The organism is Mesorhizobium erdmanii USDA 3471, from assembly GCF_000472705.1.
GTDB lineage: Bacteria > Pseudomonadota > Alphaproteobacteria > Rhizobiales > Rhizobiaceae > Mesorhizobium > Mesorhizobium erdmanii.
In genome coordinates this window covers 105,561-125,175 of the sequence record NZ_KI421453.1, presented here as the reverse complement: position 1 = coordinate 125,175, position 19,615 = coordinate 105,561, and the positions used below count along the sequence as shown (strand labels likewise).

The 19,615-nt window shown below is 63.3% G+C and carries 14 protein-coding genes and 1 riboswitch; of the genes, 8 read left to right on the top strand and 6 right to left on the bottom strand.

The window, feature by feature from the left end:
* Positions 1-59: 59 nt before the first annotated feature.
* Positions 60-533, bottom strand: coding sequence for a 6,7-dimethyl-8-ribityllumazine synthase (locus A3AU_RS0128035; protein WP_027055828.1), 474 nt, complete (start codon positions 531-533; stop codon positions 60-62).
* A gap of 77 nt (positions 534-610) precedes the next feature.
* Positions 611-826, bottom strand: a riboswitch (FMN riboswitch).
* A 103-nt stretch (positions 827-929) separates the two neighbouring features.
* Positions 930-2,102 carry an MFS transporter gene (locus tag A3AU_RS0128030; protein ID WP_027055827.1) on the bottom strand — a complete coding sequence of 391 codons (1,173 nt, stop codon included), beginning with the start codon at positions 2,100-2,102 and terminating at the stop codon, positions 930-932.
* A gap of 48 nt (positions 2,103-2,150) precedes the next feature.
* Between A3AU_RS0128030 and A3AU_RS0128025 the strand changes: the two genes are divergently transcribed.
* Positions 2,151-2,690 carry an Lrp/AsnC family transcriptional regulator gene (locus tag A3AU_RS0128025; RefSeq protein WP_027055826.1) on the top strand — a complete coding sequence of 180 codons (540 nt, stop codon included), beginning with the start codon at positions 2,151-2,153 and terminating at the stop codon, positions 2,688-2,690.
* A 35-nt stretch (positions 2,691-2,725) separates the two neighbouring features.
* Here A3AU_RS0128025 and mtnA read toward each other — a convergent pair whose 3' ends face one another.
* Positions 2,726-3,820, bottom strand: a complete 1,095-nt coding sequence (gene mtnA / locus A3AU_RS0128020; protein ID WP_027055825.1) for an S-methyl-5-thioribose-1-phosphate isomerase — start codon at positions 3,818-3,820, stop codon at positions 2,726-2,728.
* Positions 3,817-5,091, bottom strand: a complete 1,275-nt coding sequence (mtnK, locus tag A3AU_RS0128015; RefSeq protein WP_027055824.1) for an S-methyl-5-thioribose kinase — start codon at positions 5,089-5,091, stop codon at positions 3,817-3,819. The genes mtnA and mtnK overlap by 4 nt, the downstream gene beginning before the upstream one ends.
* Before the next feature lie 137 nt (positions 5,092-5,228).
* Between mtnK and A3AU_RS0128010 the strand changes: the two genes are divergently transcribed.
* The 3 genes from A3AU_RS0128010 (at position 5,229) to A3AU_RS0128000 (ending at position 8,917) form a co-directional block, all read left to right on the top strand.
* Positions 5,229-6,740 carry a sugar ABC transporter ATP-binding protein gene (locus A3AU_RS0128010; RefSeq protein ID WP_027055823.1) on the top strand — a complete coding sequence of 504 codons (1,512 nt, stop codon included), beginning with the start codon at positions 5,229-5,231 and terminating at the stop codon, positions 6,738-6,740.
* Positions 6,741-6,821: 81 nt separating this feature from the next.
* Positions 6,822-7,817 (top strand): ABC transporter permease, encoded by a 996-nt coding sequence (locus tag A3AU_RS0128005; protein WP_027055822.1) that lies wholly within the window; start codon positions 6,822-6,824, stop codon positions 7,815-7,817.
* Positions 7,818-7,864: 47 nt separating this feature from the next.
* Positions 7,865-8,917, top strand: a complete 1,053-nt coding sequence (locus A3AU_RS0128000; protein ID WP_027055821.1) for a substrate-binding domain-containing protein — start codon at positions 7,865-7,867, stop codon at positions 8,915-8,917.
* A gap of 67 nt (positions 8,918-8,984) precedes the next feature.
* Here A3AU_RS0128000 and A3AU_RS0127995 read toward each other — a convergent pair whose 3' ends face one another.
* Together A3AU_RS0127995 and A3AU_RS0127990 are read right to left on the bottom strand one after the other, a co-directional pair.
* Positions 8,985-11,039 (bottom strand): bifunctional aldolase/short-chain dehydrogenase, encoded by a 2,055-nt coding sequence (locus A3AU_RS0127995; RefSeq protein WP_027055820.1) that lies wholly within the window; start codon positions 11,037-11,039, stop codon positions 8,985-8,987.
* Positions 11,040-11,121: 82 nt separating this feature from the next.
* Positions 11,122-12,087: a sugar-binding transcriptional regulator gene (locus A3AU_RS0127990; protein WP_027055819.1), complete on the bottom strand. Its 966-nt coding sequence runs from the start codon at positions 12,085-12,087 to the stop codon at positions 11,122-11,124.
* Between the two features lie 201 nt (positions 12,088-12,288).
* On the opposite strand from A3AU_RS0127990, the gene A3AU_RS0127985 reads away from it, so the two are divergent.
* The 4 genes from A3AU_RS0127985 to A3AU_RS0127970 all read left to right on the top strand — a co-directional run bounded on the left by A3AU_RS0127985 (position 12,289) and on the right by A3AU_RS0127970 (position 19,545).
* Positions 12,289-13,929 carry an acyl-CoA synthetase gene (locus tag A3AU_RS0127985; protein ID WP_027055818.1) on the top strand — a complete coding sequence of 547 codons (1,641 nt, stop codon included), beginning with the start codon at positions 12,289-12,291 and terminating at the stop codon, positions 13,927-13,929.
* A 435-nt stretch (positions 13,930-14,364) separates the two neighbouring features.
* Positions 14,365-14,970 carry a TetR/AcrR family transcriptional regulator gene (locus tag A3AU_RS0127980; RefSeq protein WP_027055817.1) on the top strand — a complete coding sequence of 202 codons (606 nt, stop codon included), beginning with the start codon at positions 14,365-14,367 and terminating at the stop codon, positions 14,968-14,970.
* A 48-nt stretch (positions 14,971-15,018) separates the two neighbouring features.
* Positions 15,019-16,161, top strand: coding sequence for an efflux RND transporter periplasmic adaptor subunit (locus A3AU_RS0127975; protein WP_027055816.1), 1,143 nt, complete (start codon positions 15,019-15,021; stop codon positions 16,159-16,161).
* A 243-nt stretch (positions 16,162-16,404) separates the two neighbouring features.
* A complete protein-coding gene (locus A3AU_RS0127970; RefSeq protein WP_027055815.1) occupies positions 16,405-19,545 on the top strand; it encodes an efflux RND transporter permease subunit in 3,141 nt (1,046 codons plus the stop codon).
* The last annotated feature ends 70 nt before the right edge of the window (positions 19,546-19,615 follow it).

The following is a 19,615-nucleotide window of genomic DNA, read 5'->3' as shown; positions in this document are numbered from 1 at the left end:
CCCGACTTTTCGCAAATACTACCGGGTGTTATCGCGATTTCCACCCGGCCGGGAAGATTTCATGCCGGGATCTTTTCCCGTGCGGCGAGAATTTCCACACACGCCTTGGCCGCTTCCTTACCCTTGACGGTGAAGTGCTCGAAGAAGAAGCGGTGGTGCTCGGCGCTGTCGTGGTAATTGTGCGGCGTCAGCACGGCCGAAAGCACCGGCACGCCGGTCGACAACTGCACGTTCATCATGCCGTCGATGACGGCGCCGGCGACGAACTCGTGCCGGTAGATGCCGCCATTGACGACGAACGCCGTGCCGAGGATCGCGGCATAGCGGCCGGTCTCAGCCAGGGTCTTGGCGTGCAGCGGGATTTCGTAGGCGCCGGGCACGTCGAAGACATCGACGGCAAAGCGATCGCCCCCGATGTCGGCAAGTTCCGCCTCGAAGGCCTTTACGCACTGGTCGACGATATCGGCGTGCCAGCGCGCACGGATAACGGCGATGCGGGTGGTTTCATAGTCTTTGTGGGAATGCTGATTCATGGGTCCATCCTTCCGTTTCGAACCAGAATCAGGACGCACGATACGCAATCCGGCCCGCCGGAGCGGTCCGTTTTCCGTTTCGTTCTCTTTCATCCGGACTCTAACCGTCGGCTCCGGAATCACACCGGATCTGCTGACCTTTCCAACTAGAGCGCCACGCGTCTTTTTGGACGCGTTGAGGACGCACTAGCACTTAAGAGTCCACGCAGATGCGTGGACTTGGAAAGCGCTCGCGGGCTTCGGCCGAAACCGTTACCGCCGGTGGGGACTTTCACCCCGCCCTGAGAACATTAACGGGCTTTGTATGGAAGGGCAGGGCTGCGCTGTCAACCGGACGAAAGGCTGCTGGCCAATCACGTTCCGTCGACTGGAACAATGGTGTCAAGGAAGCGCGCTTTATCGCGTGCGCCATGCCGCCGCCGCTGCGGCAACCAGCATGAGCAGCGCCGCGACCATCGCGCAGAAGGCAAACCCGAAGCTGGAATAGAGCGGCCCGAATCCGGTGGTGCCGATAAAGACCGCCAGATAGGTCACCGCGCTGTTCAGGCCCATGATCGTGCCGCGCCGTGAGGGATCGAGCGCCGAGAGGCACGTCACCAGGACGTTCAAGCCGAAATGATTGGCTAGTCCCCACACCGCCACCATGGCGAGCGTCAGGCTGAAACTGTCGCTTGTCGCGGCAATGCCGACATAGACGGCGGCGACAAGAAGATAGGCGAACGGCATGACGCGACGGGCACCCATCCGATCGATGGCACCGTCGAGAAGTGCTGCCGTGCCGAAGCCCACGCCATAGGCGAGCGCGGCCAGCCCATTGGCGCTGACCGGCTCTCCGAGGCCGACATGAAGATGGTCACCCAGATAGCCATAGACACCGTAGAACGAGGTCATGAAGGCGGCGCAGGCAACCAGCAGCGGCAGAATTCCGGGAATGCTCAGCGCCTCCGATGGGGCGGGTGCGGGCCCGGCTTTCCGGGCGTCGCTTAACGACGACATCGTCAGCCCCACCCATGCCAGGGCGGTAAGTATCGCGACGGCGGCAAAGACGGCGCGCCAATGCACCAGATCGGCAAGTACCGCCGACAGCGAAACGCCAGCCACCATGCTGAGTGTCCATCCGGTCAGCACGACGCCGATGGTGCCGCTTTCGCGGCCGGGTGGCGCGATCGCCGCCGAACTGGCATAGATCGCCGGCATGGCGACGCCGGCGGCAATACCGGCGACCAGCTGGGCCGCGACCAGCATGATCAGTATCGGTGCGGCAGCGCTGGCAATCAGGGCCATGGCCAGCAACAGCAATGCCCCTTGCAGCATCCGGCGGGCGCCGAGCCGGTCGATGTGGCGGGCCAGGAACAGGGCGCTCGCCGATGTCCCAAGGCCAAAAGCGGCTGCCGCGATCATCACGGTTGGCACGCTGCTTGTGAAGGACGCGGCCACGGCCGGAGCTATCGGCCCTAGGACCAGCGAATTCGAGCCGATCACCGCGATGCATCCGGTCAACAGATAGGCGAGGGCCGGGATTGGCGGCCTGGTATCGGCTGGCACTGCGGCTTGATTGCTGTTCGACATATCAGCATAATGGCCGTATTAAATTCCGTGGCAATCAGGATTGTCGATATGGATGAAGAAACAGATACCATTCGGCGGAACACACCAGCGGCCCGCGACATCGACGAGATTGACCGAAGAATATTAGGCGTCCTCGTCGACGATGCCACGGTCAGCTATGCCGAACTGGGGGACCGCGTCGGTCTTTCGCCGCCAGCCGCTCACGAGCGCGTCAAGCGCCTTCGACGCAGCGGCGCCATTCGCGGCACCGCTGTCATCATCGATCCCAAGGCGGTGAAGAAGCCACTGCTTGCCTTCGTCCATATCGACACCAGGGGCTGGGGCAAGACGCCGGAACTGATGGCGGTCTCGCAATACCCGGAGGTGGAGGAGATCCACACCGTCGCCGGCGATACCTGCATGCTGCTGAAGGTCCGCACGGAAGATACGAGAGCGCTGGAAGGCCTCCTCGCTCGGCTTTACGAGACACCTGGCGTCACCTCGACGCGCAGCTATGTGGTGCTGTCGACCTATCTCGAGCGTCCGGTGCAGCCCGGCGTCACCGAGAAGTGGCCAACGCCGAACCACATGAGCAAGCCGCTATACTAAATCCGCGCGGTAGTTGGTCGGCCCGATACTGCCGGCTATCCCCTCTCGGGGAACATTGCCTTCAGGCCCTCGCGCGAAGCCTTGGCGACACCGCGTTCGGTGATCAGCCCGGTCACCAGCCGCGCCGGGGTGACGTCGAAGGCCGGGTTCGCGGCCGGCGTCGCCTCGGGCGAGATGCGTACCTGGGCGATTTCACCGCCGGCGGTCTTGCCCCACACCAGCGAGACCTCGTCAGCCGAGCGCTGCTCGATGGGGATTTCGGCCAGCCCGTCATGGACCGTCCAGTCAATGGTCGGCGAGGGCAGCGCGACATAGAACGGCACGTCATTGTCGGCAGCGGCGAGTGCCTTCAGATAGGTGCCGATCTTGTTGCAGACATCGCCGTCGGCGGTGGTGCGATCGGTGCCGACGATGACCATGTCGATCGCACCGCGTTGCATCAGGTGGCCGCCGGCATTGTCGACGATCAGCGTATGCGGCACGCCATGGCCGGCCATCTCCCAGGCGGTCAGCTGGGCGCCCTGATTGCGCGGCCGCGTTTCGTCGACATAGACATGGACCGGGATACCGGCTTCGGTTGCCAGATAAATCGGCGCCGTCGCGGTACCGTAGTCGACGGTCGCCAGCCAGCCGGCATTGCAGTGGGTCAGGATATTGACGGTTTCGCCCGGCGGCTTGCGCGCCGCGATCGCCTTGATGATGGCAAGTCCGTTCTCGCCGATGGCGCGGTTCAATCCGACATCCTGGTCGGCGATCTCACTGGCGCGCCGATAGGCGGCCGCGGCGCGTTGTTCCTTTGGCAGCGGCTCGAGGAAACGCCGCATCTCATCAAGAGCCCAGCGCAGGTTGATCGCCGTCGGGCGCGTCTCGTGCAGCGCCTCCCAAACCGCATCGAGCGCTTCGTCGGACGCGTCATCCGCCATCTGCATGGCAACGCCATAGGCAGCGGTAACGCCGATCAGCGGCGCACCGCGCACCCACATGTCGCGGATCGCCGTCGCGATGCCGGCGACGGTGCTGACCGTCTCGATGCGAAAGTCATGCGGCAGCCAGCGCTGGTCGATGATGTCAACCGAACGTCCGTCATCGCTCAGCCAGATGGTTCGGTAGTGGCGGTCGCCTACGTTCAAATGCTGTTCTCCCGTTCGATCAAGGCGGCCAGGGTGTTGACCTCGTCGATGCTGTGTATCTGGCGCCGGTTGACGGCGATGTGACGGCCGAATTTGAGTGCCTTCGCCTCGCAGGAGGCGCGTAGGTCCTCATCGCCGATGGCCTCGAAATCGGCATTGTGGGCTAGGCCGAGGATGCGCCTGTGCACCTCGATCCCGGCAAAGCCGAGCAGGTCGGTCCAGATCCCGTGCAGCACATGGTCGAGCGCCTGCTCGGCGCCCAGCCTGTCTCCCTGATCCTCGAACAGGCTCTTCTGGTAGAGCATGCCGGTCCGCTCGCTGCGCCATAGATGCGAGAACTCGGCGCGGAACACCGCCCAGGTCTCGGCGGTGACCCCAAGCAGGTAGGCGCGCATGGCATCGCGCTTTCCGTTCTGCTCATGCCCGCGTTGCGAGAAAAAGGACATCCAGAAATTGGCGAGCAGCATGCCGACGTCGAACGCCATCGGGCCGTAAAACGCGAACTCCGGGTCGATCATTCGGGTCTCGCTGTCGGTGACCATGATCGAGCCGGAATGCAGGTCGCCATGCAGCAGCGTCTCGGCATTGGCGGCGAAGATGTGTTTCAGGCGTTGCGCCTCGACCTTGAGGTCGCGATCGGCGCGCAGTTCGGCAACCAGACCGTCGAGCTGCGGCGACGTATGCCGGTTCATCTTGGCGTCGAAATAGGGATCGGAGAACACGAGATTCTCGGTGATATCGCAAAGTTCGACATTATCGGCGAACAGCGCCAGGTCGGCCTTGCGGTCCCTGGCAACCATCGAAAGATCGGAGCCGCGGAACAGCGTGCGGGCCATGAACAGGCCGATATCCCTGGCAATGTTGGGCAACTGGCGCCCGTCGATCAGGGCGCGCCTGAGAATGACGTGCGGCGGCGCCAGATACTCCATGATGATCAGCGCCTGGCCTTCGTCAAAGTGATAGATCGCCGGCACCGATCCCGGCGCGCGCGCCTCTTGCCTTGTCAGAGCGTGATATTCGAAGAAGGATCGCTTCAGCGGCAGCGGCCAGCTGTCGCCGACCAGGCGGACATAGGGCAGGGCCTGCTTGACCACGGCGGCGCCGCTGGCGCCCTCGACGATGAACACCAGGTTCAGATTGCCGTCGCCGACCTCACGGACCTTCCAGTGTGTCGTGTCCTTGCCAATCCTGGCACTCAACGCCTCGTTCCTGCCGAGGCGCGTTGCAAGCGTCTCCACCGATAACGCTTCGAATGGCAATTTCCCGGTCATTCTTCTCCCTCCCGCCTGTGCGCTCCGATCATAAGGGAGCCTTGGCAGCGAGGCCAAGCTAGGAAGCCGTCTGGCAATTGTCAATCGTGTTGACAATTGCCGACATAGTCCATAGCGTCACGGTCAGGGAGGAACGCATGGTCGGCAATGCCGTGTTCCGCGTAGAGGGACTGAGGAAATCCTTTGGCCGCAACGAGGTGCTTGGCGGCATCTCGCTCGAGCTGCATTCCGGCGAAGTCACCGTGCTGATGGGTGCCAACGGCGCCGGCAAATCCACCCTCGTCAAGATCGTCAGCGGCGTCTACGAGCGTGGCGGCGGCACCATGACGCTTGCCGAACAGAATTTCGCGCCGAGCACGCCGGCGGAAGCGATCCGCGCCGGCGTCGTCACCGTGCACCAGAACATCAATGACGGCGTGGTCGCCGATCTCGATGTCGCCACCAATCTGACGCTTGACAGGTTGAGCGGCAAGGGCGTGCCGACCCTGTTCAATCCGGCCCGCGTGCGCCGCGAGGCCAAGGCGGTCGCCGACCGCATGGGGCTGGCCATCGATCTCAAGGCCCGCGTCAACGACCTTTCGCTGGCCGATCGCCAGATGGTGGCGATCGCGCGCGCGCTGGCGCATCAGCCGAAAGTGCTGATCCTCGACGAGCCGACCTCCTCGCTCTCCAGCGCCGAGGCCGACCGGCTGTTTGCCCTGGTCGACAGGCTGCGCGAGCAGGGCGTGGCGATCCTCTATATCTCGCACCGCATGTCCGACATCAGGCGGCTCGCCGACCGCATCGTCTCGATGCGCGACGGCATCATTTCGGGCGCCTTCGATACCAAGCCGCTCGACTATGAAGGCGCGGTCAACGCCATGCTCGGCCGCAAGATCCATCTCGACCAGATCGTGGTCAGGAGTTCGGCCAAGCCGGTCCTGACAGTTGAAGGCCTGCGCATCGCGCAGGGCGCCAAGCCGATCTCGCTAACGCTTGGCGATGGCGAGGTCGTCGCCGTCACCGGGCTCGTCGGCGTTGGCAAGACGGCACTTGCCGAAACGCTGTTCGGTGTGCGCAAGCCGCTTGCCGGCACCATGACGATGAATGGAATTCCCTATGCGCCGCGATCGGCGGGCGATGCGATCGCTGCCGGCGTGTTTCTCGTCGCCAAGGACCGCGCCAGCAGCGGCATCGTCGGCGGCTTCAACATCGAGCGCAATGTCAGCCTGCCATTCCTGAAGCGGATGTCAAATCTGGGTGTGCTCAAGCGCCGTCTCGAACGCGCCACCGCGCGCCGGCAGATCGAGGAACTCGGCATCGTCTGCCGCTCCGAGAAAGACGAGATGTCGGCGCTTTCCGGCGGCAATCAGCAGAAGGTCATGGTCGCCCGCTGGATGGCGCAGGATGCCACGCTGTTCATCCTCGACGAGCCGTTTCAGGGCGTCGATATTTCAGCAAGGCGCGACATCGCCGCCAAGCTCAGGGCAAGCGCGCATGGCCGCGCGACGCTTCTGTTCGTCACCGAACTCGACGAGGCGCTGGAAACGGCCGACCGCATCCTTGTCATGTCGGAGCACACGATCGTCGGCGAACACCGCAACGCCGATGTCGATCTCGACCGGCTGCTGGCCGAGGTTGCCGGCGGACCGCTGCACAGCGCCGCCTGAGCGTAGCGATCGATAGAATTGGAATGGAGAGCATATGGGTCCGAGTTGGGTAAGAATGGTGGCGTCGCGCGGGAGCGCTGAATGACGCTGCGCGACTACGCGATCCGCTATGGGTTCATTGTCCTTTTGTTCGGGCTCGTCGCTTATTTCGCGATCGCCGCCGACGGTTTCGTCTCGCCGCAAAGTGCCGTCTTCATCTTCCAGTCGGTCGCCATCACCGGCGTTCTGGCGCTCGGTGTCACCGCCACGCTGGTCGTCGGCGGCTTTGATCTGTCGATCGGCTCGGTCGCCACCTCGGCCATGATGGCAGCGGCCTATGTCATGGTGGTGCTGGAGCAGAACGCAGTCGTGGCGGTCATCGTCTGCCTGCTCATCGGCGCCATTGTCGGCCTGATCAATGGCTGGCTAATCGTCTATATGCGCGTGCCCGATCTGCTGGCGACGCTCGGCATGATGTTCCTGCTCGTCGGCCTGCAGCGCATCCCGACCGAGGGCCGCTCGATCGCCACCGGCATGACCATGCCCGACGGCTCGGTCGCCAACGGCAAGTTCGGCGATGCCTTCCTGGCGCTCGGCCGCCACCGCTTCGATTTCTTCATCCCGAACCTGATTCCGGTGTCGGTCGTGGTGCTCATCGTGCTCGCCGTGCTGATCTGGTTCTTCCTCGAATACACCCGCTTCGGCCGCATGATGTATGCGGTCGGCTCCAATGAACGGGCCGCCGAACTCGCCGGTGCACCTGTCAAGGCATACAAGATCTGGGCCTACGTCATTTCGGGTATTTTTGCCTCTATCGGCGGCATATTGCTCGCCGCCCGGCTTGGACGCGGCGACATCGCCTCGGGTAATAATCTGCTGCTCGATGCGGTTGCCGCGGCGCTGATCGGCTACGCGGTGCTCGGCGCCGCCAAGCCGAACGCCTTCGGCACCGCTGTCGGCGCGCTGTTCGTCGGCATCTTGCTGCAAGGCCTGACGATGATGAACGCGCCTTACTACACGCAGGATTTCGTCAAGGGCGTGGTTCTGGTCGTCGCCCTTGTCTTCACCTTTGCCTTGTCGGGCAGGGGCAGGGGGTAGTTCGGCCGGACAGGATTTTGGGTTCAACAAGAGTGGAGGAAAACAAGGTGAAGATCACAAGAAGACTTCTAGGAATGGTGGCGCTCGGACTGGCCGGCGCAACCATGTTGATGCAGGTCCCGGCGCTTGCCGCGGACAAGCCGGCGCCGTTCGACAAGCCCGGCGTCAGGATCGCGCTGGTGCGCTACCTCTCGACCGGCGACTTCTTCCAGGCTTATCTCTCGGGCGTCGAGGCGCAGTCGAAGGCACTCGGCATCGACCTGCGCGTGCTCGACAGCCGCCAGGACGCTGCCCTCCAATCCGACATGGTCGACCAGGCCATCGCGCTTGGCGTGCAGGGCATCATCATCCAGCACGGCCTGACGGAGTCGATGAAGGACGCCGCCCAGCGCGCGGTCGACGCCGGCATCAAGGTGGTGGCTTTCGACGTCAATGTCGAAAATCCCAAGATCCCGCAGATCGAACAGTCGGATAAGGATCTGGCGCGGCTCGCGCTGGAGCAGGCGGTCAAGGACAATGGCGAGAGCTGGAACGCCGGCTATGTCTATGTCGCCGGAATCGCGCCGCTCGACCGCCGCAACGAGACCTGGGTCGATGTGAAGAAGAAATATGCCGGCATCAAGGAAGTCGCGATGTTTGGCACGCTCGACAACCCGATCGCGAACTCCGTCGCCAACCAGGCGCGCTCGGTGCTGACGGCCCACTCCGACATCAACGTGATGTTCGCGCCTTACGACGAGTTCGCCAAGGGCGTGAAGATTGCCGTCGACGAAGCGGGCCTGAACAAGAAGATCAAGATCTATTCGGCTGACATCTCGACCTCGGATATCGCAGCGATGCGCGAACCCGACAGCGCCTGGGCAGCGACCGCGGCCACCAATCCGGCCGTTGTCGGCCAGGTTTCGGTGCGCGCGCTGGCGCAACTGCTCGCCGGTGAAGATCCCGGCCACAACGTGATCGTGCCGCCGACGCTGATCACCCAGAAGGAACTGATCGACAAGGACATCAAGAACATGGAGGACCTGTCGGCCAAGCTGCCGCAGTTCGCCCATGCCGATGTCGCCATGCCTGCCTGGATGCCGAACCCGAACGCGAAGTAGGTATGGTCATCGCACAAACGAAAAGGGCGGCCCGCGAGCCGCCCTTTTTGTTGTTGGTTAGAAATGCCTACCGCAGCGCTGCCGCGATGTTGCCGCCATCGACCGTCGTCACGTCGGCGGTGGTGCGTTCGGCCAGCGCGTGATGCAGGAAAGCCTGCGCGACGTCCTGTGCCGTCACTTCCTGGCCGAGCAGATTGCCCGACATGTATTCCTTCTCCGATACGCCGCGCGCGCCGGAGCGGCTGGCGATCATGGCGTCGGTCAAAATGCCGGAACGGATGCGGTCGGCGTTGACGGCGTTTGAACGGATGCCGTGGGCGCCGTAGTCGAGCGCGTATTGCCTGGACAGGAACAAAGTCGCCGCCTTCGGCACGCCATAGGCGCCGAATTTCGGGCCTGGATTGACCGCCTGCTTGGAGGTGTTGAACAACAGCACGCCGCCGGTGCCCTGTTCGAGCATGATGCGCACGGCGTTCTGCGCCACCGACTGGTGGGCGAAGAAGTTGAGCTCGAAACTCTTGCGCAGCAGCGCATCGTCGAGTTCGCCGATGCGGCCTTCCCAGGCAGCGCCCGCATTGGACACCAGTATGTCGACGCCGCCGAAGACGGCTACCGCTCTGCCGAAGGCGGCACGCACTTGGTGCGGATCGGTGATGTCGGCGCCAACGCCGATCGAATTGTTGCCGGCTTTCCTGGCGGCATCAGCGGCCTTCTCCGCGTCGAGATCGACGACGACCGCATGGGCGCCATTGTCCGCGAACAGTTTTGCTGTCGCCGCACCGATTGCGCCGGCGCCGCCGGTGACCAGAACCACCTGGCCGGTCAGCGGCTTTGGTTTGTTCGAAGCGAGCTTGGCCTGTTCCAGCGACCAGTATTCGAGCGGGAACAAATCGGCCTTGGACAGCGGGTGGAAACGGCCGACGGCTTCCGCGCCGCGCACCGCCTCGATCCACATCTCGCCGACATCCGATGCGATCCTCGCATCCTTCAGCGTGCGGCCGTGGCCGAACATGCCGAGCCCCGGCACCAGCGTCAGCCGCGGCATCGGGTCGAGCATGGTGCGCTTGACGTCGTCAAGCGCATCGTTGGTTTCGAAATAGGCGCGGTAATCCGCGACGAAAGCGTCGACGTGGCTCTTGATCACGGCCTTGTAGTCGCCGACCTTGTCGGCATCGGGCGCCGGCACCGCCATCGGTCCTGTCTTGATGCGGATCGACAGGTCGGGCGTCGACACGCCGCGTCCGGCATAATCGGCGATCTCAGAGGAGTTGATGAAATCGACGATCGCGTCGGAGGTGCGGAAGTCAGAGATCATGCGATCGAAGCGGCCTTCGCCGCGCGCCACCGCGACGGCGCCGCGGAGCATCGGCGCTATGGCTGACGGTGTGGCGAGCTTTGCCGGCAGCGCAGCCTTTGCCGCCTTCGGCTTGGCGTGCTTGGCGACATAGTCCTCGGCGACGTTCACATAGTGGATCATCCGGTCATAGGCTTGCCTGGCATCGTCGCCGAACGTGAAGATGCCATGCTTGTCGAGGATCAGGCCCTCGACCGTCGGGTCGGCATCGAAGACGTCGGCTGCCGCCTTGGCGAGGTCGAAGCCGGGCATGATGTAAGGCACGTAGCCCATCTTGTCGCCGAACACCGTCTTCACCAGGGGCTTCGAGTCTTCCTGATCAACGATGGCGAGGACGGCGGTCGAATGGGTGTGGTCGACGAACTTGTGCGGCAGGAAAGCATGCAGCAACGTCTCGACCGAAGGATTGGGCGAGGATGGGTCGATGAGGTTTGCCCGCTGCAGGGCGACCATGTCCTCGTCGGCGAGTTTGTTGAGCCTGCGCGCCTTGAGCAGCGCGCCCATCTTCACCGCCGGCAGCCCCTGCGGCTCAATGACGGCCATGTCCCAGCCGCTGCCCTTGACGCACAACACATCCCATTCGTCTCCAAGGAGGTCGGTTGCCTTGGTCTTGCAGGAGGTGTTGCCACCGCCATGCAGCACGAGCCGCGGCTCGCTGCCGAGCAGCCGCGTCGTGTAGACGCGCAGTGCCAGGTCGCCGCCGACGCCTTTTCCCGCATAGTCGGCAACCATCTTTTCCGCGTCGCCGTCATTCCAAAGGTTCTTCATTTCGCTTCGTCCGATTCCGTCTTTTGTTGGTCTTGAACAGGAAGCCGCGACGTGCTGATGACAGATGCGGCAGGGGTAATTTCTACGGTGCGTTTTTGCCGGCTGCGCCGGCATGGTCGAGAAGGCGCTGCGCCATCTGCGCGCCGACCACCAGATGTGTGCACAGCCCTCCGGCGAGCGCCGCCAGCAACGGTTCGAATTTGCTGTCCTCCTGCACCACCATCAGACGTTTTTCGATGGCTCGCAGCGATTGCAGGTCCGCCGAGATGACCCGCCGATTGTGGCTGCAGTCGAGCGCCGCGCCGGCGGAGTCGATGATCTGCCCGGCGATCACACCGGCCGCGCCCGCCTTGCGCAGCATCTCCATCTCGCCTGATGTCAGCGCGCCGCATTTGACGACATGGCTGTCGGCATCGACGGTACCAACGGAGAAAAGCATCAGATCGCAGTCGCCAATCCCCGACAATTGTTCGCGGATCACCGGCTCGGCGCGAAGGCCCCGCGCCAACTCCTCCGTGGTCAGCACCAGCGGCGCGTAGAAATTCAGGCCCTTGGCGTTGAGCCGCCGGGCGATTTCCATGGTGCACTGGTCGGGCCGGTAGGAATAGGGCGCGCCGAGATTGCCGCATAGCTGCACCACCGTGACGTCCTGCAGGTCGGCATAGGACATGATGTCGGCGATGGTGTAGACGGTGCGGCCCCAGGCGACGCCGATGCGATCGCCTTTCTTCACCAATTCGAGAAACACGCTCGCCGCCAGCACCGCTATGTCGGTCGCGGGATCGACGACATAGGCATTCTCAGGCGCGATCCAGACCGAGTCGAGGCCCAGCGCGTCCTCGAGCCGGCGCGCCAATACGTCGTCAGTGAACAGCTGGGTCGAGGTCGAGATGTTGACGATGCCGGTCTCGCGCGCCTTGCGCAGATACATGGCCACCGAAGCACGCGAAATGTTAAGCTGACTTGCAACCTGGTCCTGCCGCAGGCCATGCGCATAATAGAGCCATGCGGCTTTGTGAATGAGCTGTTCTGCCGGTCGGATCGCCATGCCGTCTCCTCGGCTGACATTAGTCACGGCTCTCGACAAAAGTCAAATTGACACGTTTGGGCGTGATCGGCTCTCAGCGAGGCTTATTCGGGATCGTCGTTCTATAAAGCCTGAACACCATGGCATGTTCGACCATTCGGGGGGATGGCCTGACGAGAGGCCTAAGGTTAGAAAGTCGAAAAGGACTTTGGGGAGAACGGGATGGGCAATCCTTACGAACAGGATCTCGACAGGAATGCGGCCAACCATCAGCCGCTGACACCGCTCACCTATCTGGAGCGCGCCGCCAAGACCTATCCCGAGCACATCGCCATCATCCATGGCGGCCAGCGCATCCCCTACCATGATTTCTGGCGCCGCTCGCTGAAGCTTGCCTCGACGCTGCAAAAGCGCGGCATCGGCAAGGGCAATACGGTGACCGTGATGCTGTCCAACACCCCGCCGATGCTGGAGGCGCATTTCGGCGTGCCGATGACCAAGGCGGTGCTGCACTCGCTCAACACGCGCCTCGATGCCGCGGTCATCGCCTTCCAACTCGACCATGCCGAGACCAAGGTGCTCATCGTCGATCGGGAATTCTCCGGCGTTGTCAGGCAGGCATTGGAATTGGCCAAGGTCAAGCCGCTGGTCATCGACTATGACGATCCCGACTATGCCGCCGACGCGCCCTATCCGAAAGGCGAGCGGATCGGCTCGATCGACTATGAGGATTTTGTCGCCGGCGGCGACGAGGCGTTCGCCTGGTCGATGCCCGACGACGAATGGGACGCCATCTCGCTCAACTACACATCCGGCACGACGGGTAACCCGAAGGGCGTCGTCTACCACCATCGCGGTGCCGCGCTGATGGCCTACACCAACACCATCCATGCCGGCATGGCCAAGCATCCGGTCTATCTGTGGACGCTGCCGATGTTCCACTGCAATGGCTGGTGCTTTCCGTGGACGCTGGCCGTCCAGGCCGGCACCCATGTCTGCCTGCGCTGGGTGCGGCCAAAGCCGATCTACGATGCCATCGCCGACCATGGCGTCACCCATCTTTGCGGCGCGCCGGTCGTGATGTCGGTGCTGATCAACGCCAGGGATGAGGACAAGCGCGATTTTCCGCAGACCGTGACCTTCAACACCGCGGCCGCCCCGCCGCCGGAAGCCGTGCTGTCGGGCATGGCCGACGCCGGCTTTGCCGTCACCCATCTCTACGGCCTGACCGAGACCTATGGTCCTGCCGTCGTCAACGAATGGCATGGCGAATGGGACAGTCTCGCGAAAGGTGAGCGCAGCGCCAGGAAGGCACGCCAGGGCGTGCGCTATGCAGCGCTCGAAGGCCTGACCGTCATGGACCCGGAGACCATGCAGGCAACGCCGACCGACGGCGAGACCATCGGCGAGGTGATGTTCCGTGGCAACATCGTCATGAAGGGCTACCTCAAGAACCGCAAGGCGAGCGACGAAGCCTTTGCCGGCGGCTGGTTCCACTCCGGCGATCTCGGCGTCATGCATCCTGACGGCTACATCCAGCTCAAGGACCGTTCCAAGGACATCATCATCTCGGGCGGCGAGAATATTTCCTCGATCGAGGTCGAGGATGCGCTCTACAAGCACCCGGCCGTGGCGTCATGTGGTGTGGTTGCCCGCGCGGACGACAAATGGGGCGAGGTGCCGGTTGCCTATGTCGAGTTGAAGCCGGGCAAGGCGGCGAGCGAGGTCGAGATCATCGAGCACTGCCGGGCGCTGCTTGCCCGCTTCAAAGTGCCGAAAGCCGTGATTTTCGCTGAGATTCCGAAGACCTCGACCGGCAAGATCCAGAAGTTCCGGCTGCGGGAAATGGCTAAGGGGGCGTAGCTGCACCGCATTCTTGCTATGGCCTCGACAATTTGCCGCGGACCTGCCTGACTTCGTCATCCTAGGGTGGAGCAGTCGCAAAGCGACGTCGCGGAAACCCTAGGATCCATTCCGCGACCGCACGCCCGTGCTCCAACGGCTCTTTGCAGGCTGTCGGTGCTGATCCGCGTAACGCTTTGATCCGGCTCATTCTTTGGCCGACGCAACGGAATGGATCATCGGGTCTGCGCGCGTCGCTTCGCTCCTTGCTTCGCCCGTGCACGCCGACGGAATAGGCGCAAACGGCCAATCGCCGTGCCGCTTATCGCGCGCCCCTTCAACTGTCACCATATGTCACTAACTTATACGTGTACGTCGATTTCGCGTTGACATGGCTCACTCTTCAATTTACGACTGACGAAAATTGAAATTCGTCACTTGTCAAACGAAAGAGCCATGTCCGAAGCCGCCAACATGATGGCCGATGCCGCCAGGCAGGAGAATGTGACGCGCATTCTCGACTGCGCCGAGCGCCTGTTCCGGCACTATGGCTACGGCAAGACCAATGTCGCCGACATTGCCCGCGAGCTCGGCATGTCGCCGGCCAATATCTACCGTTTCTTTGCCTCCAAGGTTGAAATCCACCAGGCGGTCTGCGGCCGCATGCTCGGCGCCAGCTACAAGATGGCCTACGAGATCATGCACCTGCCGATCAGTGCCGAGGAGCGGCTGCGGCGCTACATCCATGCGCAATACAAGATGACGCTGGAGGTCATGCTCGACGAGCAGAAGGTCCACGAGATGGTCATCGTCGCGCTGGAGCGCGACTGGGGCGTCATCGACAAGCACGTCAACAGCATTCACGACCTGTTTGCCGAGGTGATCCGCGAGGGCGTCGAGACCGGGGAGTTCAGGCAGCAGGATCCCGAAGCCGCCTCGCGCTGCTTCGGCGCCGCCACCGTTATCCTTTGCCATCCGCAAATGGTGGCGCAGTGCCTTGCCAAGACCAACCGGGCAATGCCCGACGAACTTATCGACTACGCCATCAGAGCCTTGAAATAGCCGCCGGCCGCCGGTTTCGACAGTCCGCCTCCAGTCTGGAGTACCACGATGTCTTTGTCCCATTCCATCACTCGCCGGCTGCCCGCCGTCGGCCTCGTCGTTGCGGCGCTCGCGCTTGCCGGCTGCAGCCAGGAGAAGGCCGAGGTCAAGGAGATCATCCGCCCGGTCAAGGTCGTCGAGATCGCCCAGGCACATGACACCCGCATGCTCTCCTATTCCGGTTCGGTGCGGGCCCGCACCGAAAGCGCCCTGGCTTTCCGCGTCAACGGCAAGATCACCGAGCGTCTGGTCGACATCGGTCAGCATGTGGCGCCGGGAGATGTGCTCGCTCGCATCGATCCCACCGACTATGACCTCTCGGTCAAAAGTGCCCAGGCAGCCCTCGATGCCGCCGAACGGCAGGTCGAGACCGTGGAGCTTGCACGCAAGCGTGCCGAACAGCTTTTCGCCAAGAACTTCGCGCCGAAATCGCAGCTTGAACAGGCGACGCTGACCTATGATCAGGCGGTCGCCACGCGCGACTCCGCCCGCTCGTCGCTCGACCAGGCCAAGAACCAGGTCGGCTATACCGACCTCAGGGCGGACAAGGACGGCATTGTCACCGCTGTCAACGCCGATGTCGGCCAGGTTGTCGGCTCCGGCACGCCCGTGGTCACTGTCGCGGTCGACGGCGAAAAGGAAGTGCTGATCGCGGTCCCGGAAATGGAAATCGCCGAATTCAAGCCGGGCAAATCGGTCAAGGCCGGCTTCTGGTCCGACAATGGGCTGATGCTCGACGGCAAGGTCCGCGAAGTCGCCGGCAGCGCCGATACGCAGTCGCGTACCTTCGCCGTCCGTGTCAGCCTGCCCAACGACCCGCGTGTGCTTCTCGGCATGACCGCCAATATCGAAGCGTCGGCGGCCAACGAAAAGCAGCTCGTATCGATCCCGCTGAGCGCACTGGCCAAGCAAGACAGCCAAGCGATCGTCTGGACCGTCGATCGTGGCGCCGACACCGTTCATGCCCGCCCGGTCAAGGTCGCCGAGTTCGCCGCCGATGGCGTGCGTGTCGCCGAAGGATTGAAGCCCGGCGATATCGTGGTCGCCGCCGGCACGCAGTTCATGACCGAGAATCTGAAGGTCAAGCTCGCCGGTGGCATGGCGCAGCAATCCGCTTCCGCCGAGGGCGAAGACGCCAGCCAGCTGCGCTGACGACAGACAAATCGGCCGCGCGTTCCCGCGGCCGCAGGTTTCCGGGCGGCGTGCGCCCGAAGGTCGAGACGTCGAGGCCGATGTACCCCCGCATCGATCCTAGCGTCCCACCGCGATGAGTGTCTCTCCCCTCGGAAAGCCTCGCCGCCCGGAAGCCAGATCGAGCATGGATGAATTCGTTTCGCGCGCCGCGCTTCTTCGAAGCTCCAGGCGCCGGCAAACAAGCAAAGTGGACGAGTAGCGATGACCAATTCCACTGAAGAAAAGCGGCCCTTCAACCTGTCGCGCTGGGCCATTGGCCATCCCTCCATCGCGCGCTTCCTGTTCGGGCTGATCATCATCGCCGGTGCGCTCGGCTTGATGCGCATGGGCCAGAAGGAAGACCCCGACTTCACCTTCCGGGTCATGGTCGTGCAGGCGATCTGGCCGGGGTCCTCGATCCAGGAGATGGAGGACCAGGTCGTCAACAAGATCGAGCGCAAGCTGCAGGAAACGCCGCATCTCGACTTCGTGCGCTCCTTCACCCGCGCCGGCAGCGCCATCATCACCGTGCAGATCAAGGGCGACACCAACGCCGCCGAGGTGACGGATGCCTTCTATCAGGTGCGCAAGAAGGTCGGCGATATCTCCGGTGACCTGCCGAAGGGCCTGCTCGGCCCCTATTTCAACGACGAGTTCGGCGACACCTTCATCACCCTGCATTCGATCAGTGGCGACGGCTTCTCCTATCCGGAGCTGAAGAAATTCGCCATTCAGGCGCGCGACATGCTGTTGACGACACCCGGCGTCGAGAAGGCCGTCATCATCGGCGACCAACCGGAAAAACTCTATATCGACGTCTCGTCCAAGGCGCTGGCCGAGCGCGGCCTGACGCTGACCGACCTGCAGAACGCGATCAAGGGCCAGAACAATGTCGATCCGGCCGGTGCCGTCGACACCGGCGCCAATTCGGTGCGCATCTCCGTCGAAGGCGACGTGACCAAGGCCGCCGATATCAGGGAATTGCGCCTGCGCGCCGGCGGGCAGGTCACCCGTCTCGGCGACATCGCCACCGTGACCTCCGGGCTCGAAGATCCCTTCCAGCGCAAGTATCGCTTCAACGGTCATGACAGCGTGCAGCTTGGCGTCGTCATGGCCAAGGGGTTCAAAGTCACCGATGTCGGCAAGGACGTCGAGGCGACCTACAAGCGCTTCGAGGAGGCGCTGCCTTATGGCGTGTCGGTCGACCAGATTTCCGACCAGCCGGGCGTCGTCACTGATGCGGTCGCCGAATTCATGCACGCGCTCGGCGAAGCGCTGCTGATCGTGCTTGTCGTCTCGTTCCTGTCGATCGGCTGGCGTTCCGGCCTGGTCATCGCCATCGCCATTCCGCTGGTCCTGGCCGCCACCTTCGCCATCATGTACGAGCTCGGCATCGACCTGCAGCGCATTTCGCTTGGCGCGCTGATCATCGCGCTTGGCCTGCTCGTCGACGACGCCATGATCGTCGTCGAGATGATGGAGCGCAAGCTGGAGGAGGGGCTGGTCAAGGTCGAAGCGGCGAGCTTCGCTTATTCCTCGACCGCTTTCCCGATGTTGACCGGCACGCTGATCACCACCGCCGGCTTCATCCCGGTCGGCTTTGCCGCCTCCACGGCCGGCGAATATGTGCGCACGCTGTTCTATGTCGTCGGCATCGCGCTCATCGTGTCGTGGTTCGTCGCCGTCTATTTCACGCCGTGGCTCGGCAACATGATCTTGAAGCAGCGCAAGCATGCCGGCACCCATCATGATGCGTTCGACACGCGCTTCTACCGGCGGCTTCGTTCGACTGTCGGCTGGGCGGTGCGCCATCGCATCATCGTGCTGGTGATGACGCTGGTGACCTTCGCCACCAGCCTGTGGGCATTTCAGTTCATTCCGCAGAACTTCTTCCCGCAATCGTCGCGGCCCGAAATCCTGGTCGACCTCTGGCTGCCGGAAGGCACCTCGATCAAGGAGGTCGAGACGCAGGCCAAGGCGCTCGAAGCCAAGATGATGGACGACAAGGACAAGCGCTTCATCGCCACCTATATCGGCGAAGGCGCTCCCCGTTTCTTCCTGCCGCTCGACCAGCAGCTCGCCAATCCGAACTTCGCCCAGATGCTGGTGATGGCCAATGACGAGCCGGCGCGTGAAAGGCTGATCGTCAAGCTGCGCACGGTTCTGGCCGAGGATTTTCCCTCGATCCGCGCCAAGGTCGATCGCCTGTTCCTCGGTCCGCCGACCGGCTGGCCCGTGCAGATGCGCATCATGGGTCCGGATCGCCAGGAAGTGCGCCGCATCGCCGACCAGGTGAAGGCGAAGTTCCGCGCGGATCCGCTGCTTGGCGCGGTCCATGACGATTGGCTCGAACCGGTGCCGGCAATGAAGCTGGTCATCGACCAGGATCGCGCCCGTGCGCTCGGCGTCACCTCGCAGCGCATCCGCCAGATGTTGCAGGCGACGATGTCCGGCGCGCCGCTCGACGACTTCCGCGATGGCGAGGAGACGGTGTCCATCGTCGCCCGTGAGCCGGATGCCAGCCGCAGCCTGCTGTCCTCGGTCGACTCGGTCTACATCCCGACCGATTTCGGCGGCTTCGTACCGCTGTCGCAGGTGGCCAAGGTGGTTCCTGTATTGGAACAGGGCATCGAGTGGCGTCGCGACCGTCTGCCGACCATCAGCGTGCGGGCAACATTGCCTGACGGCGTGCAGTCGAACGACGTCGTCACCAAGATGTACAAGGATATGCAGGGCCTGCGTGACGGCCTGGCGCCAGGCTATAAGATCGAGATCCAGGGCGGTGCCGAGGATTCGGCCGAAAGCCAGGCTTCCATTGCCGCCAAGGCGCCGATCATGCTTGCCATCATCGTCGTGCTCTTGATGATCCAGTTGCAGAATTTCGGCAAGGCGATGCTGGTGCTGGCCACCGGTCCGCTCGGCATCATCGGTGCGGCCGCGGCACTCCTGATCAGTGGCGCCCCGTTCGGCTTCGTCGCCATTCTCGGCGTCATCGCGCTGCTCGGCATCATCATGCGCAATTCGATCATCCTGGTCGACCAGATCGACCAGGATATCGCCAGGGGCATGGAGCGCTCGGAGGCCATCATCGGCTCGGCTGTGCGCCGTTTCCGGCCGATCGTGCTGACGGCGATGACGGCGGTGCTGGCGCTGATCCCGATCTCGCGCGCCGTGTTCTGGGGGCCGCTGGCCTATGCAATGATGGGCGGCATCGTGGTCGCCACCGTGCTGACCATCCTGGTGCTGCCGGCAGGCTACGCTCTGTTCTTCGGCCGCGAGCCGAAGAAGGTGGTGAACAGCGAGCAAGCGCCGGAGCCGGAGCTGCCCGCCGAGCGGCCGCAACTGGCTCTCGCGGCGGAATAGAGCGGTTTCATCGCATCATCCGCCGTCGGCGCCGGCGGATGACGCGGCGTGACGCCTGATCCGATCCACG

Excerpts from the sequence above, each read along its gene's own strand:
- A3AU_RS0128010 (WP_027055823.1), top strand. The coding sequence starts at position 5,229 with ATGGTCGGCAATGCCGTGTTCCGCGTAGAGGGACTGAGGAAATCCTTT.
- A3AU_RS0127990 (WP_027055819.1), bottom strand. The coding sequence starts at position 12,087 with ATGGCGATCCGACCGGCAGAACAGCTCATTCACAAAGCCGCATGGCTC.
- A3AU_RS0127980 (WP_027055817.1), top strand. The coding sequence starts at position 14,365 with ATGTCCGAAGCCGCCAACATGATGGCCGATGCCGCCAGGCAGGAGAAT.
- A3AU_RS0127975 (WP_027055816.1), top strand. The coding sequence starts at position 15,019 with ATGTCTTTGTCCCATTCCATCACTCGCCGGCTGCCCGCCGTCGGCCTC.
- A3AU_RS0128005 (WP_027055822.1), top strand. The coding sequence starts at position 6,822 with ATGACGCTGCGCGACTACGCGATCCGCTATGGGTTCATTGTCCTTTTG.
- A3AU_RS0127995 (WP_027055820.1), bottom strand. The coding sequence starts at position 11,039 with ATGAAGAACCTTTGGAATGACGGCGACGCGGAAAAGATGGTTGCCGAC.
- mtnK (WP_027055824.1), bottom strand. The coding sequence starts at position 5,091 with ATGACCGGGAAATTGCCATTCGAAGCGTTATCGGTGGAGACGCTTGCA.
- A3AU_RS0127970 (WP_027055815.1), top strand. The coding sequence starts at position 16,405 with ATGACCAATTCCACTGAAGAAAAGCGGCCCTTCAACCTGTCGCGCTGG.
- A3AU_RS0128025 (WP_027055826.1), top strand. The coding sequence starts at position 2,151 with ATGGATGAAGAAACAGATACCATTCGGCGGAACACACCAGCGGCCCGC.
- A3AU_RS0128030 (WP_027055827.1), bottom strand. The coding sequence starts at position 2,102 with ATGTCGAACAGCAATCAAGCCGCAGTGCCAGCCGATACCAGGCCGCCA.
- A3AU_RS0128035 (WP_027055828.1), bottom strand. The coding sequence starts at position 533 with ATGAATCAGCATTCCCACAAAGACTATGAAACCACCCGCATCGCCGTT.
- A3AU_RS0127985 (WP_027055818.1), top strand. The coding sequence starts at position 12,289 with ATGGGCAATCCTTACGAACAGGATCTCGACAGGAATGCGGCCAACCAT.